Raw genomic sequence first — 14,172 nt, forward strand, 5'->3', positions numbered from 1 at the left:
AAATGAAAATTATTTGTTGCCGGACAATTTCACAGGCCTGGAAAGTTTTGAGAACGTGAGTGAGCCCATTTTCCATTTGCCATTTTCTTTGATATAAACCTCTGTCACCATAAAGGGATTAATAACTTCGTTGCCGCCTAGCGCTGCCACAAGGTCGATGTCATTTAACAGGATGGCGGTATTTCCAATCAATTTAACCGAGGCAGAATAGACCTCTGCTTTCTTGTAATGGATACCTCCTGATTTAATAACATTTAACTCCCTTTCAGTTCCCCAGCTGCCACCCATATGTACAAACATCGCTTTGGCATCAAATAGCAGACCTAGAGAATCAACATTTTTATCAGCCATCCAAAGCCATTTCTTTTTGGACAGGTCCAAAACTTCTTGTTCTGATTTTGTAGGAGTAGCCTGATTGCTGTTTGCCGTTTGTGCATGTGAAATCTGAACACCGGCAATGAGGATTAACAAGGTAAAAATCGCTTTTTTCATGTAGTCAATATTAAAATAATTATTATTTATAAGGTTATTATTTCAGGATCATTCCCGATCAATTTTGTACAGCCTGCCCTGATCAGTAATGGCATAAAGTGCACCATCGGTACCTTGTGTGATATCCCTGAAACGCTGGTTTTGATCAGCCAGTAGCCGCTCTTCACCTGTAACCTGGTTGTTCTCAATAACCAGCCGCACAATGTGCATACCACTAAGAGCACCAATAAACAGATTGTTCCGCCATTCTGAAATCCGTTCACTATTGTAAAAAGTCATTCCGCTTGGAGAAACTACAGGGTCCCAGTAGTAAACAGGTTGTGTCATTCCCGCTCGTTGTTGGATACCCGTAAGCACCGGTTGCCCGCTATACTCCAGGCCGTATGTGATAACAGGCCAGCCATAATTTCCACCTGCCTGAATCCTGTTTAATTCATCCCCGCCACGTGGCCCATGTTCACACTGCCAGATTTCCCCCGTTACCGGATGAACAGCTAATCCCTGTGGGTTTCGATGTCCAATGGAATACAATTCAGGGAGTGCCCCGGCTTGCCCGATGAAAGGGTTGCCGGCAACGGCCTGGCCCTCTCTAGTAATTCTGATCACTTTACCAATTGAAGCATCAGTGGACTGTGCCTGAGCACGTGTCACGTTATCTGCGCGCTCTCCGGTACTAACAAACAGATTACCAGCAGGGTCAAACAGGACCCTTCCTCCATAATGATTTACGCCCGAATAAGCAGGACCTGATCGAAAAATAACAGTAGCACCCTCAATGGATTGCTCATTATCTGCCAGCCTTCCTTTTGCAACAGAGGTCATATTGCCTCCTGTACCTGGCTCTGAAAATGACCAGTATACCATTCTGTTTAATGTAAAATCCGGATCCAGACACAGCCCCAATAAACCACCCTGTCCCGCGGAATTGACAGCAGGAATGCCGTTAATTGCGTTGCTCACTGTTCCGGTACCGCTAACAATCCGCATCCGGCCAGCCTTCTCAGTAACTAAAAAACGTCCATCAGGCAATGCGGCTATGCCCCATGGTGCAGTAAGAGAAGAAGTCAGTATACTCGATCGAATCCTGGTAGCCGTAGTAACTCCACTGATCCGCGTTTGCCCGGTAAAGGCGGGCGTATAATTCGTATTGGCCGCATTTCTTTCTACAGGTTGTGTTGTAGGTGTTGTGCTCACCGGTTCAGCAACATCACCAGTCTTTTTTTTCGAACAGGAGAACAGCAGCACAAGGCAGCTCCCGATCACGAACATGGTCCGCATTGTCTGTATCAAAGCTAACTTCATAATCAAAACAACGCAATTTCATCAAATAACGATTTTTTAATAGACCGCCTAGCCAATTTCCTAGATGGTCTGTCTGTTTTCATCGATGACTGATCAGAAAAAATACCGATCGATGATTTAGGTACATTCATCTATGGTTTCCCCCAGACCGTCTAGTAGTTGTAACAGTTCCCAAATAAAATGCACTCTTTTGCAGGCTTCCAATATTGGGATATAATAATATCTTTATCATTGAAAGACCTTCAAAAATTAGATGAGCTATTTATGACACGCTTCCAGAAAATATTCCGGGCAATATACAGCATCGACTTTGTGGCGGTCATTGCACTAATTGCAGGTTGCTCTTTCCCGATGACATGGGACATCGAAATGCCAGCCGTTTTCTGGGCTAAACAGATAATTGAATACCTTTTGTATGGAATCTTCTATTTTGGCAATGTCTATTTTCTCTTCCCAAAACTCGCAAACAAAAAATATGGATTTCTTTACTTTGTTTTGCTATGCCTGTGTATATACTTAATCCCGATATTCCTTCGCTGGGTCCGGAATATCACAGATTTGTACGCAACACTGGAAAAAGTTTACTCCGCTGCCGGACATCAATATCATTCCAGTGACCATTGGGACACCACCATAGTCATAGTAATTTCTATGATCGTGCTCACCCTGAGTTACCTGTCAGCAGTGGCAAAAAAAATGCACAGGAACCAGCTTGCCTACGAAACTTCCGAACGGGAAAGAGTCAGCGCCGAACTCTCCTTTTTAAAAGCACAGATCAATCCACACTTCTTTTTTAATACCTTACATACCATCTATGCCCTGATGGACACCGATCAGCCGGCAGCTAAAAGTTCTATATACAACCTCTCCCATATGATGCGTTATGTGCTGTATGACACTAGAAATGACAAAACCTCATTGAGTAAAGAGATCGGTTTTATAGAAGACTATATTGCGCTCATGAGAGTACGCATATCAGATGAGGTCCAAATCATTATTGATAAGCAAGCCCCGATGCCAGATATGGAAATTGTTCCAATGCTGTTGTTGCCCTTTATAGAAAATGCGTTTAAACATGGCATCAGCGCTGTACATCCAAGCTACATATTTATTGGCATAGGAATGACCGAAAACGAGTTAAAATTTGAAGTACGCAACTCACTTTTTGAAGACCTGGGCAAACAGCTTGATGACGATCAGGGGATTGGTATTGCCAACACCAAACGCAGGCTGGATTTACTCTATCCAAAAAAACATACCTTACAAATTGAACGCGATTCCTTTGCCAGGGAGTATAGCATCACCTTAACAATAACGAAATGATCATAAATTGTATTGCGGTAGATGACGAACCGGCTGCATTAAATCTTGTGAGCTCTTACATCAACCAAACTCCATTTCTTCAGCTAAGTGCTAAATTTAACAATGCGCTGGACGCTTTGCAGCACATGCATGCCAATCCAGGATTACAATTAATCTTTCTGGATATTCGCATGGCAGATCTCAACGGCGTTGAGCTGGCCCGGATCATCGAACAATCTGATAAGCGAAAGAGCCTAAGGGTCATTTTCACTACCGCATATGATCAGTACGCCCTGGAGGGTTTTAGGGTCGATGCTCTGGATTATCTGGTAAAGCCATTTAGTTTTGTTGACTTTTCAAAGGCTGCAGCAAAAGCATACGACTATTTCGTGATGATGGAAGGCAATCAAAATCCACCAGACAGGGGTTCTCCTCAGATAGATGAAGTCAAACAATACGTTTATGTAAAAGTTGAACATCAACTTGTGAAGGTAGAAATTGACGATATACGCTATATCGAAGGCCTAAAGGATTACGTTAAAATCTATCTTAGACAGGCAGAGAAGCCGTTACTCACGCTCACCAGCTTAAAAAAACTTCAGGAAAAGCTACCAGCCAATCAATTTCTAAGGTTACACCGATCGTTTATCGTTTCTACCTCGGCTATTAAATCTGCTACTAAAACATCGGTATTGATCGGAGATACTACCATTTATGTAAGCGAACAGTTTAAGGAATCTTTTAACGAATTTCTAAGCAAATGGGTGCTATAACTGGTAAAATATATAGAATAAACTATCCGTTCAGGCTCCGGTACTCATTCGGAGTACTACCAACCCGATTTTTGAATAATCTGATAAAATGTTGCGGATATTTAAACCCAAGTTCGTAGGCAATTTCACTCACAGTTTTGCCACTATCAAAGATTTTATTCTTAGCGACATCAATAATCTTCTCCTGAATAAATTCCTGTGCCGTCTTACCCGTTTCCTTTTTAATCAGGTCTCCAAAATAATTAGCCGAAAAATGAAGTTCCTCCGCACAGTAGGCTACTGAAGGTAAACCGATCGAATAAGGCTTCTCAGATTTAAAATACCCATTTAGCATTTCTTCAAAGTTCTCCAGAACCCCTTTGTTGATTGTATCTCTGGTGATAAACTGGCGATCGTAAAAACGGTCACAGTAATTGAGGAGCAATTCAATATTTGAGGCAATTAGCTTTTTACTGTGTTTATCAACAGACTGTTGAAGCTCGCTGTCAATCTTCGCAAATAAATCAAGTATCAGCTGACGCTCTTTCGACGAAAGATGCAATGCTTCACTGGTGTTGTAGCTAAAGAAATTATACGCACTCAGAACTTGGGCAAGCGAAGTTCCGCGGATCAGATCTGGATGAAATACCAGCCCATGCCCTACGGGCTGGTAAAAGTCTACTTTATTTTCAACGTCTACAACTTGTCCCGGTGAAATAAAAACCAGCGTTCCCTCCTGATAGTCATAATAGTGACGCCCATACTTCAGATCACCGCATTTAACGTCTTTTAGAAAAATGCAATAAAGATCAAAATTCATTTTGGAACCCGTTCTTTCCTTAGCCTTTGAAAAGTCAATCACACTCACCAGCGGATGCAGGGTCTCGCGGTTGTTAAAATCATTGTATTCACTAATCGTCTTAAAATTATATTCCTTTTCCATAGCACCATGTCTTTGCTTATACAAACTTAATGAATTTGAAGGGGTTATAATTACAACCTGTATACGATCAGTAATATTGGTAGTAAAAGCAGGAATCTGTCTACATATAGAACTGGATATTGAGCGGATATTTGTATTCTATAACTGGAGAGAAAGAAATTAAGACATGGAAACGGTTAAATTAAACAATGGAGTAGAAATGCCCCTGCTAGGCTTCGGGGTATTTCAGGTAACGGATCTGACGGAATGCGAACGTAGTGTACTGGACGCAATTCATACCGGATACCGTTTAATTGATACCGCAGCTTCTTATATGAATGAGGAAGCAGTGGGTAGGGCGATTAGAAATTGTACTGTACCAAGAGCCGAATTATTTATTACCACCAAGCTTTGGATACAGTCAGACGGATATGCGGCAACGAAAAAGGCTTTTGAAAGCTCGTTAAAGAAACTGCAACTGGATTATTTAGACCTGTACCTCATCCATCAGCCGTTCGGCGATGTATATGGAGAATGGCGGGCAATGGAAGATCTATATCAGGAAGGAAAGGTCAGAGCCATTGGAGTGAGTAACTTTCAACCAGACCGGCTAATCGACCTGATCGTTCACAACAAAATTGTTCCGGCAGTCAACCAGATCGAAACCCATCCTTTTCACCAGCAGCTCGATTCACACCACTTTTTAATAGAAAATAACGTACAAATCGAGTCATGGGGGCCTTTTGCTGAAGGAAAAAACAACATCTTTCAAAATGAGATCCTGCATACTATTGCCGGCAGGCACAACAAAACCATAGCACAAATCATTCTCCGCTGGCTTACACAAAGAGGTGTCGTCGCCATTCCAAAATCTGTGAGAAAGGAACGAATGGAAGAGAATTTTGACATTTTCGATTTTCAGTTAAGTGCTGAGGATATGGAAGCCATTAAAGCACTGGACACGCGAACCAGCAGCTTTTTTGACCATCGTGATCCAGCTATGGTAAAGTGGCTCGGTGAAAGGAAATTAAATCAATAAATATAAAAAAAGAAATGGAAAAGAGAATATTAGGTAAAAGTGGCCTGGAAGTATCTGCATTGGGATTAGGCTGTATGGGAATGAGTTTTGGCTACGGCCCGGCTGCTGATAAAAACGTAGCTATTGAATTAATTCGCGTCGCCTATCAGCATGGCGTAACATTTTTCGATACCGCCGAAGTATACGGCCCATATACCAATGAAGAACTGCTGGGAGAAGCATTAGCGCCTTTCCGCGATGAGGTCGTTATAGCAACTAAATTTGGTTTCAGGCATGCACAAACCAGCGAGGGACTTGACAGTCGCCCGGAAACTATCAGGGCAGTAGCTGAAGCATCACTTAAAAGATTGGGGACTGATCGCATTGACTTATTCTATCAGCATCGCGTTGATCCGAATGTACCCATAGAAGATGTGGCCGGAACAGTGAAAGATTTGATTGCTGAGGGTAAAGTGAAACACTTCGGCCTTTCAGAAGCTGGTGTTCAGTCAATCCGAAAAGCACATGCCGTGCAGCCCATTGCCGCTTTGCAGAGTGAATATTCGCTTTGGTGGCGGGAGCCTGAAAAGGAAATACTACCACTATTGGAGGAACTCGGAATTGGGTTTGTTCCTTTCAGCCCTCTCGGAAAAGGATTTCTAACTGGCAAGATTGATGAGAACACAAGCTTCGATAAAACTGATTTCCGAAATACGGTACCACGATTTTCTGAAGATAACAGAAAAGCCAACCAGATTTTGGTTAATCTGCTAAATACCATAGCCGGCAAACAAAATGCTACTAATGCACAAATTGCACTTGCCTGGCTACTTGCTCAAAAGCCATATATAGTACCCATTCCCGGTACAACAAAATTACATCGTTTGGAAGAAAATCTCGGTGCAGTAAAAGTTCAATTATCGGAAAATGATCTGGCTGAAATCGAAACCGCAGTATCCAAAATCGCTGTGCAAGGTCACCGGTATACAGAACAATCCCAAAAAATGGTTGCCAAATAATTTATACACTATCAATAAAACAAAGATCATGAGAAACTTATTTTATCTAATGTGCCTGCTGGCAACATTTATCAGCTCCCCGCTGCTTGCACAGGACAAGCCTATTTTTACTAAAGGAGAAAAATCACCTAATGTTCACCACTTTGGAAACGTTTGGCTTACAGAATTGAACCCATCAGACAGTATATTTAGCTATGGTACATCAGTAGCCATATTTGACCCTAATGCCCGTTTAGATTGGCACATTCACCCTGGCGGCCAAATATTGATCATCACCGATGGTATAGGTTACTATCAGGAAAAAGGCAAGCCCAAAAAAACAGTAAAAAAAGGAGAAGTAGTAAGATGCTTACCAGGAGTTGAGCATTGGCATGGAGCTGCACAAAAAACTGGTGTAACCTACATTGCAACATCGCCGGCTGAAAAAGGAAAAACCATCTGGTTAAAAAAGGTAACCGATGAAGAGTATGACGGAGGAAAATAAGCATGAAAAGAATATTCAGATTTGGCATCCTAATGATTACAACAATTTGTTTGCTGTCGGCATGTTCGAAGGCCCAAAGTTCATCAACGGATAAGAGTGATGCAATAATTGGTAAAAATGTGCTGATTGTGTATTTGTCGCGTACAAAAAACACCGAAGCCATTGCCAGGATCATCCAAAAGAACGTTGGTGGAAAACTGGTTAAATTGGAGTTGGAAATACCATACCCCGAAAACTACCAGGCTAATGTGGATCAGGTAGCCAAAGAAAATGAAAGTGGCTATCTGCCGCCACTTAAGACAAAGATTGATAGCATGGAAAAGTACGACGTAGTTTTCATTGGTTTTCCAACCTGGGGCATGCAATTGCCTCCGCCAATGAAAAGCTTCCTCAAGCAATATGATTTTAAGGGAAAAACCCTCATTCCTTTTAACACCAATGCGGGTTATGGAATTGGAAGCAGCTTTCAAACGGTAAAAGATCTTGCACCTTCAAGTAAAATCCTTGACGGATTCTCCACACAAGGAGGAAAAGAAAGAGATGGGATCTTTTTTGTGATGGAAGGTGAAAAAGAAAAACAGGCCCAGTCAGAAGTCGGCAAATGGCTGCAAAAAATAGGAATGTTGATTAAAGATTAAAAATAACTGAAAGCATGAATATTTATAAAAAAATAAAGGGCTTAACTACATTAATAGTAACGTTGGTGATGTCTTCATCCGTAAATGCTCAGGAAACCGTTTCCGGCGATGCTTCATTGACCAGCAGACAGCAAAGTTTAATTACGATCTCCGCTTACACTGCGAAGGGCGACCTAGTCAAACTTAAAGCAGGGTTAAACACAGCCCTTGATGGTGGACTAACTATAAATGAAGCCAAAGAAGCGATCATTCATCTTTATGCCTACTGTGGCTTTCCCAGAAGTATCCGTGGACTGCAAACATTGATGGCCGTACTCACGGAACGTAAAGCAAAAGGAATCAATGACAAAATGGGTGCTGAATCTACTCCTTTAAAAGATGACCGAAGTAAATACGAACGTGGTAAGGAAATACTGGGAAAACTTACCGGAGCCCCACAGGACGGCCCCGCGACGGGGTATGCAGCATTTGCACCCGAAATCGAAATATTCCTTAAAGAACATCTTTTTGCGGACATTTTTGAGCGCGATATTCTGAGCTATACCGACAGGGAGCTTGTAACAGTCGCTGTACTGAGTAGTATTGGCGGAGCAGAGCCGATGTTACGTTCACATTTAACGATCTGCCTGAATGTTGGGTTAAAACCGGGCCAGCTTCATCAATTTGTAGGAGTGATCCGATCTGCCATTGGCAAAAAAGAAGCGGAAGCAGCACAGAAGGTATTAGACGAAATCCTAATTAACAAGAAGTAGCATTTAAAATATTCAAAGATGAAAATATCAACATTAGTAATCGCATTCAACAACATCACTGGCAGGTACATTAATTTTTCAATTTATCAAAAACCTCTAAATATGAATAACCTTAAATATATCCTGCCGCTTCTGGTTGTTCTTACAAGCTGTACCTACAGTCAAAAAACAGAAAATGCAGAAGCACAAAGCGGAATCATTTTTCCTCAGGGTGATAAAAACACAAATGATAATTTTCAAGGTGAGGTTTGGGTAAAATCCCTCGTAGATGCAGATAGCTTAAATGAAACGGCGGTTGGTAATGTTACCTTTGCTCCGGGAGCGAGAAGCAATTGGCATTCGCATCCAGCCGGCCAAATTATACTGGCAACAAACGGAGTAGGATATTATCAGGAAAAAGGCCAAAAAAAAGTAATTCTTCGTAAAGGGGATACCATCAAATGTCCGCCAAATGTGGAGCATTGGCATGGTGCGAGCTCAGACAGTACTTTCGTGCAGGTAGCAATTACCGGCCGGCAAAACGGGCCGACCGTTTGGCTTAATGCGGTAACCGATAGTGTATACCACTCCAATTAGAACCCGCAGCAGGTTAAAGATTACCCGTTCTTCTGATCTTTGGCAGCCAGTTGTATTGCTTCACGGATGCGAAGATACGTACCGCAACGGCAGATGTTGCCGGCCATAGCATCATCAATATCCTGTTCACTGGGATTTTTATTCTCCCTGAGCAGGACCGCTGCCGACATGATCTGACCGGCCTGGCAATAACCACACTGGGAAACATCCAGATCAAGCCAGGCCTTCTGCAACGGATGGCTATTCGTTTCGGACAAGCCCTCAATCGTGACCACCTTTTTTCCCTGGGCACGGCTGATCTTTGTAACACAGGAACGCACGGCTTCGCCGTCAAGGTGTACCACACATGCTCCGCATTGAGCCACCCCACATCCATACTTTGTGCCTACAAGTCCAATGATATCCCTTAATACCCAAAGTAAGGGCGTATTGGGATCTGCATCTACCCTATGGGTCTTTTTGTTAATATTTAATGTGATCATAATCTAAACTTAAATGAAATAGGAATTAAATGCATTATGCGCTTGGTAAACCTGGTCTGGTCAGCAAAAAAGGCTGCTGGTAAAAACGCTTTCCGGTAGCCTTATACAGCGCGCTGGCCACTGCTCCGAAGACCGGAGGAAAAGGCGGTTCGCCCAGTCCGGTAGGATCGATCTCGTTCTGCACAAACGTAACCTCTATTTTTTTTGGTGCCTCGTGCATGCGAATGATCCTGTACTTATGGAAATTACTTTCCTCTACTACCCCCGCCTTATGCGTAAGCCCTCCATAAAGGCTATTGCCGATCCCGTCGACAACTGCGCCCTGAACCATATTAGCTGCCGCATCGGGATTGATAACAATCCCGCAATCTACTGCACTAAACACCCTTTCCACATAAGGCTGCCCATCGCGGATTACCATATCAACCACATGCGCAGCATAAGAGCTGTGACAGAAATAGGCCGCAACACCCCTGCTATATTTCCCGTGGTCTGCACCGTTCCAGTCTGATTTTTCCTTTACCAGTTGCAGTACTGCTGCATATCGATCCGCGTTATAGTCGTTGTTCCTGCCAACAGGTTTATCCTTAGCCCTTTTAAGCAGTTCAAGGCGGAAATCTATCGGATCCTTGCCCATGGCCTCAGCAAGCTCGTCCAAAAAGGACTGTTCGGCTGCAGCGGCGAAGTTTGATCCCGGTGCCCTAAAGGCACCTACAGTAATATTCGAGGCGATCTGCCAGCCCTCGGCAAGATAATTATCAATAGCACCGGCAGGGAACCTATTTGCATGCACAGCATGTTCCGGGATCCCCCCACCCTTCAAATGAAATCCGATCAGCTTTTTGTCGGCATCCAGCGCGGCACGGTAAGTGGCGGTGTACATCGGGCGGTAAATTCCGTATGTAGTATCATCTTCGCGGGTATAGATCAGCTTTACAGGTGCCTTGACTTTTCTTGAGATCAATGCGGCTTCTACCAGATAATGGCCATAGGCCCTTCTGCCAAACCCGCCGCCCATACGGGTCATCTGGATCTCGATCTTATCAGCAGGTAGGTTTAGCACCTTCATAAGTGTAGGCTCTGTCCAGCCCGGTGCCTGCAGAGGCCCTACCAACAGTGCCTTTTCCGCTGTCACATGGGCAAAGAAATTCATTGGTTCCATACAGTTATGCGCTAAAAAAGGAGCGGTATAGGTACGCTCAATAATCTGCGCGGCATTTTTAAAGGCAGTTTCAGGATCGCCATCCTTTCTAAGCTGTTGAGCAGGCTTTGCCGCGTACTCACGCATCTTTGTATGCTGTGCATCGGTATCCTCAAGTTCACCAGGAACCACTACTTCCCGCTTCCCTCCCCTTCCGCCAACGGTGTTTTTTGTGTCCCCCGCAGGCATCCATTCTACAACAAGCTTTTTACGCGCATTCATTACTTCCCATGTTGTCTTACCCACCACTACAAGCAGCTCATTGAAACTACGGACATCAAAGCCCCCCTGCTCAAATCCATCTTCGTAAAGTTTCATACTGAATACATCCTTTATTCCGGGCATTTTCAATGCCTGAGATGCATCGAAAGACTTAAGCTTCATTCCAAAAGCGGGCGGATGCTGGATCATGGCAATCTGCATGCCCGGATGGGTATAATCAAGTCCAAAAAGCGGTTTACCACTAATAATCTTTGCACCCTCTACATTTTTCCTGGAACTTCTAACAACACTAAAATCTTTGACGGCCTTAAACTTTACACCTTTTGGAACAGCAATACCAGCTGCTTTGGAGGCAAACTCACCATAGCTTCCTTTTTTGCCGCTTTTCTCATGATAGATGATTCCGGCCTTTGTAGTCAGGTCTTCCAGCACCACCTCCCAGCTCTGAGCAGCAGCCTGCATCAGCATCTGACGGGCAGTGGCACCAGCTTCCCGAAGCGGCCGCCAGTACATCCTCATGGAATTACTTCCACCGGTAAACTGTGAGCCTAATTTGACATTATCGTGCGGCCCCATCTCCACTACAACCTGCTTCCAGTCCACATCCAATTCTTCCGCCACAATCATAGGAAGCGAGGTCATCACATTCTGCCCGAATTCCGGGTTGGGACAGATCAGCTTGATCAAATTATCAGGAGTGATCTTAATGTAACCATTGAGCTCGCTCCATTGCTCTGAAACAACAGCCTCACCATTCTTTGGAAGGACGAGACTGGCAAGGCTGGAAAAATGGATCATCAGTCCGCCGCCAGCAAGAGCCGATGCTCTTAAAAAAGCACGTCTGGAGTAATCGGTATTGTTCTTTTCCATATTGGACTTTATTTGTCTTTGGATGAATATCTATTTATCTTTTGGGGCATAGGCTCCGGTGGTAAGCCAGGTAATCCACGCCTTTTTAAACTGGGCATGGGTTAATGGTGGCAGCTTACGTCCTTCTCCAGGATTCCAGCCCGCTTTAACCAGACCATCATCGGCATGTTCAATCAGTTTTTTAAGATTCTTATTGCCGTTCTGCTTTGGATCAAGCAGCTGTTTGGCAAGTTCGTAAGCCGAGCGCCCCTGGAAAACCATTTTCATATCTGCAGGCGGAAGGTGCCAGTCGGGATTGCCCGGAGGGGTGTTTAACCCAGGGGTATTGACAGGCTGATGGCAGTTTGTACATTTCATGGAATAAACTCCTTTTCCATCCAGTCCCCTTTTTGGCAGCATCGCATGCAGATGACTGTCCTCGCCCTGCAAGGGAATGTTTCCTGAAGGATGACAGTTCATGCAGCGGGGACTCATCAGTACGCTGTAAACCTCCTTAAATGCTTCGACCGAAGCGACACTATCCTTTACAGGGATTTCAGAAGGTGCCATTGCCGCCTTCTCAACCAAAGTGAACCCGGCACCGAAAGTCATCAGGCAAGCCATTGACATCAGAATGCCGATTACCGCAAAAGTTCTCATCCGAACTGAATAACTGCGTTTGTTTTTTTCTGAGTTGTCCATTTACAATTTCTTATTCTATAAACAAATAAGCACAATTTCAATCGACATTTAATCATCAATAGACAGTTCGGGGAATCTCATAGATGAATGGCAGGATGCAATAGACCAGTTGCCAATCTGAATACTGTCGGGTAAAAACCATAACCTGTCTAGAAAATCAGCCCAGCCGTCTATTAACAATCCTATTGTGGTAATTTATAGTTTGATTTGTCAATTACAGAACATTTAGTTACCAATCGAATCTGGATGGCAGATGGACTTACCATCATTACGGTTTTGCCTACCAATATTACTGATAGACAAACAAATTACATCAGTTCTTTGTAAATTGTGAACAGATAGACCAAGCTTTTATGATCAAACTCAACATTAACCAAAAGGTTCACCAGATAGATGCAGACCCGGAAATGCCGCTTCTCTGGGCAATTAGAGACCTGGTAGGGCTTACCGGAACTAAATTTGGATGCGGTGTAGCGCAATGTGGTGCCTGCGTGGTACACCTAAACGGCGAGGCCGTACGATCTTGCGTAACCAAGCTAAAAAGAGCTCAGGGGCAGCAAATCACTACCATAGAGGGCCTTTCAGAGAACAACGACCATCCACTGCAGATTGCCTGGAACGAGGTAAGCGTACCTCAATGTGGTTATTGCCATTCCGGACAGATCATGTCCGCAGCAGTATTGCTTATAGAAAAACCAAATCCAACTGACGAAGACATAGACAATGCCATGGCAGGTAATATTTGTCGTTGTGGTACATATCCACGAATTAGAAAGGCCATACACATGGCTGCAGAAATGCAGAAAAAAGGAGGTGTCTGATGCAGGAAAAAATTAAAGAGAAACACAATGGGTTAAGAACATTGGTTGTTATAAGTACACTCTCCGTGCTGGTTATATCTATGGCTTTCGGCATAGGTGGAAATAAAATTTCAAACCCGGAAACACAGGTTATACCTATTGTCAAAAAAGACAGCATAGCATCGGTTAAGGCTTTCCGACAAGTATATCGTGTATTAATGAGTCCTAGATGCATGAACTGTCACCCATCCGGTGATATTCCATTACAGGGTGATGACAGCCACATCCATGAGATGTTCCCTAAACGCGGCCATGAAGGAAAAGGCATCCTGTCCATGAAATGTACCAATTGCCATCAGCCAGAGAATACAAAAGGATTACATGCGCCACCAGGAAACGCCAACTGGCATCTGCCACCGGCAGATATGAAAATGGTGTTCGAAGGGAAAACAGCAAGCCAGCTGGCCAAACAGCTTATGGATCCTAAACAGAATGGCAACAAAAACATGAAACAACTTTTGGAGCATGCAGACGACGGATTGGTAAAATGGGGCTGGGAACCGGGCGAAGGGAGAACCCTTCCACCATTAACCCATTCAGAATTCAAGAAACAATGGCAACTCTGGCTCAATACAGGAGCCTATGCACCAAAAGACTAG

The 14,172-nt window shown here is 43.7% G+C and carries 16 protein-coding genes; 10 read left to right on the forward strand and 6 right to left on the reverse strand.

Annotated elements, in window-relative coordinates; all coding sequences use genetic code 11:
- Positions 1–9: 9 nt before the first annotated feature.
- A complete protein-coding gene (locus ATK78_RS15605; RefSeq protein WP_133577039.1) occupies positions 10–492 on the reverse strand; it encodes a nuclear transport factor 2 family protein in 483 nt (160 codons plus the stop codon).
- Between the two features lie 48 nt (positions 493–540).
- The gene (locus ATK78_RS15610) at positions 541–1,794 is read right to left on the reverse strand and encodes a PQQ-dependent sugar dehydrogenase (protein WP_243732550.1); all 1,254 of its coding nucleotides are present in this window, start codon (positions 1,792–1,794) and stop codon (positions 541–543) included.
- A gap of 264 nt (positions 1,795–2,058) precedes the next feature.
- Here ATK78_RS15610 and ATK78_RS15615 point away from each other — a divergent pair, with 264 nt between their 5' ends.
- Both ATK78_RS15615 and ATK78_RS15620 read left to right on the forward strand, forming a co-directional pair.
- Positions 2,059–3,117 (forward strand): sensor histidine kinase, encoded by a 1,059-nt coding sequence (locus ATK78_RS15615; protein WP_166664896.1) that lies wholly within the window; start codon positions 2,059–2,061, stop codon positions 3,115–3,117.
- The gene (locus ATK78_RS15620; RefSeq protein WP_133577041.1) at positions 3,114–3,869 is read left to right on the forward strand and encodes a LytR/AlgR family response regulator transcription factor; all 756 of its coding nucleotides are present in this window, start codon (positions 3,114–3,116) and stop codon (positions 3,867–3,869) included. The genes ATK78_RS15615 and ATK78_RS15620 overlap by 4 nt, the downstream gene beginning before the upstream one ends.
- Before the next feature lie 22 nt (positions 3,870–3,891).
- Here the strand turns inward: ATK78_RS15620 and ATK78_RS15625 are convergent, their stop codons facing one another.
- Positions 3,892–4,791, reverse strand: coding sequence for a helix-turn-helix domain-containing protein (locus ATK78_RS15625; protein ID WP_133577042.1), 900 nt, complete (start codon positions 4,789–4,791; stop codon positions 3,892–3,894).
- A gap of 166 nt (positions 4,792–4,957) precedes the next feature.
- On the opposite strand from ATK78_RS15625, the gene ATK78_RS15630 reads away from it, so the two are divergent.
- The 6 genes from ATK78_RS15630 to ATK78_RS15655 all read left to right on the forward strand — a co-directional run bounded on the left by ATK78_RS15630 (position 4,958) and on the right by ATK78_RS15655 (position 9,257).
- A complete protein-coding gene (locus ATK78_RS15630) occupies positions 4,958–5,809 on the forward strand; it encodes an aldo/keto reductase (protein ID WP_133577043.1) in 852 nt (283 codons plus the stop codon).
- A gap of 14 nt (positions 5,810–5,823) precedes the next feature.
- Entirely contained in the window at positions 5,824–6,807 is a 984-nt protein-coding gene (locus tag ATK78_RS15635) for an aldo/keto reductase (protein ID WP_133577044.1), read from the forward strand.
- A gap of 28 nt (positions 6,808–6,835) precedes the next feature.
- Entirely contained in the window at positions 6,836–7,291 is a 456-nt protein-coding gene (locus ATK78_RS15640; RefSeq protein WP_133577045.1) for a cupin domain-containing protein, read from the forward strand.
- A gap of 2 nt (positions 7,292–7,293) precedes the next feature.
- A complete protein-coding gene (locus ATK78_RS15645) occupies positions 7,294–7,929 on the forward strand; it encodes a flavodoxin (protein WP_133577046.1) in 636 nt (211 codons plus the stop codon).
- Between the two features lie 14 nt (positions 7,930–7,943).
- The gene (locus ATK78_RS15650; protein WP_133577047.1) at positions 7,944–8,681 is read left to right on the forward strand and encodes a carboxymuconolactone decarboxylase family protein; all 738 of its coding nucleotides are present in this window, start codon (positions 7,944–7,946) and stop codon (positions 8,679–8,681) included.
- A 102-nt stretch (positions 8,682–8,783) separates the two neighbouring features.
- On the forward strand, positions 8,784–9,257 hold the full coding sequence (locus tag ATK78_RS15655; RefSeq protein WP_133577048.1) for a cupin domain-containing protein: 474 nt from the start codon (positions 8,784–8,786) through the stop codon (positions 9,255–9,257).
- A 20-nt stretch (positions 9,258–9,277) separates the two neighbouring features.
- On the opposite strand, the gene ATK78_RS15660 is transcribed toward ATK78_RS15655, so the two are convergent.
- Genes ATK78_RS15660 through ATK78_RS15670 form a run of 3 tightly spaced genes read right to left on the reverse strand, consistent with a single transcriptional unit; the run spans position 9,278 to position 12,713 of the window.
- Entirely contained in the window at positions 9,278–9,739 is a 462-nt protein-coding gene (locus tag ATK78_RS15660) for a (2Fe-2S)-binding protein (protein WP_133577049.1), read from the reverse strand.
- 34 nt (positions 9,740–9,773) lie between these two features.
- The gene (locus tag ATK78_RS15665; protein WP_133577050.1) at positions 9,774–12,032 is read right to left on the reverse strand and encodes a xanthine dehydrogenase family protein molybdopterin-binding subunit; all 2,259 of its coding nucleotides are present in this window, start codon (positions 12,030–12,032) and stop codon (positions 9,774–9,776) included.
- Between the two features lie 30 nt (positions 12,033–12,062).
- Complete coding sequence (locus ATK78_RS15670) at positions 12,063–12,713, reverse strand: hypothetical protein (RefSeq protein WP_133577051.1); 651 nt, start codon at positions 12,711–12,713, stop codon at positions 12,063–12,065.
- A 353-nt stretch (positions 12,714–13,066) separates the two neighbouring features.
- On the opposite strand from ATK78_RS15670, the gene ATK78_RS15675 reads away from it, so the two are divergent.
- Entirely contained in the window at positions 13,067–13,534 is a 468-nt protein-coding gene (locus tag ATK78_RS15675) for a (2Fe-2S)-binding protein (protein ID WP_133577052.1), read from the forward strand.
- On the forward strand, positions 13,534–14,172 hold the full coding sequence (locus ATK78_RS15680; protein ID WP_133577053.1) for a hypothetical protein: 639 nt from the start codon (positions 13,534–13,536) through the stop codon (positions 14,170–14,172). Before ATK78_RS15675 ends, ATK78_RS15680 begins: the two co-directional genes overlap by 1 nt.

The sequence above is a fragment of the Pedobacter metabolipauper genome, assembly GCF_004362715.1.
Lineage (GTDB): Bacteria > Bacteroidota > Bacteroidia > Sphingobacteriales > Sphingobacteriaceae > Pedobacter > Pedobacter metabolipauper.

Coding starts and splice junctions, on each gene's coding strand:
- ATK78_RS15605 (WP_133577039.1), bottom strand. CDS start 492: ATGAAAAAAGCGATTTTTACCTTGTTAATCCTCATTGCCGGTGTTCAG.
- ATK78_RS15610 (WP_243732550.1), bottom strand. CDS start 1,794: ATGAAGTTAGCTTTGATACAGACAATGCGGACCATGTTCGTGATCGGG.
- ATK78_RS15615 (WP_166664896.1), top strand. CDS start 2,059: ATGACACGCTTCCAGAAAATATTCCGGGCAATATACAGCATCGACTTT.
- ATK78_RS15620 (WP_133577041.1), top strand. CDS start 3,114: ATGATCATAAATTGTATTGCGGTAGATGACGAACCGGCTGCATTAAAT.
- ATK78_RS15625 (WP_133577042.1), bottom strand. CDS start 4,791: ATGGAAAAGGAATATAATTTTAAGACGATTAGTGAATACAATGATTTT.
- ATK78_RS15630 (WP_133577043.1), top strand. CDS start 4,958: ATGGAAACGGTTAAATTAAACAATGGAGTAGAAATGCCCCTGCTAGGC.
- ATK78_RS15635 (WP_133577044.1), top strand. CDS start 5,824: ATGGAAAAGAGAATATTAGGTAAAAGTGGCCTGGAAGTATCTGCATTG.
- ATK78_RS15640 (WP_133577045.1), top strand. CDS start 6,836: ATGAGAAACTTATTTTATCTAATGTGCCTGCTGGCAACATTTATCAGC.
- ATK78_RS15645 (WP_133577046.1), top strand. CDS start 7,294: ATGAAAAGAATATTCAGATTTGGCATCCTAATGATTACAACAATTTGT.
- ATK78_RS15650 (WP_133577047.1), top strand. CDS start 7,944: ATGAATATTTATAAAAAAATAAAGGGCTTAACTACATTAATAGTAACG.
- ATK78_RS15655 (WP_133577048.1), top strand. CDS start 8,784: ATGAATAACCTTAAATATATCCTGCCGCTTCTGGTTGTTCTTACAAGC.
- ATK78_RS15660 (WP_133577049.1), bottom strand. CDS start 9,739: ATGATCACATTAAATATTAACAAAAAGACCCATAGGGTAGATGCAGAT.
- ATK78_RS15665 (WP_133577050.1), bottom strand. CDS start 12,032: ATGGAAAAGAACAATACCGATTACTCCAGACGTGCTTTTTTAAGAGCA.
- ATK78_RS15670 (WP_133577051.1), bottom strand. CDS start 12,713: ATGGACAACTCAGAAAAAAACAAACGCAGTTATTCAGTTCGGATGAGA.
- ATK78_RS15675 (WP_133577052.1), top strand. CDS start 13,067: ATGATCAAACTCAACATTAACCAAAAGGTTCACCAGATAGATGCAGAC.
- ATK78_RS15680 (WP_133577053.1), top strand. CDS start 13,534: ATGCAGGAAAAAATTAAAGAGAAACACAATGGGTTAAGAACATTGGTT.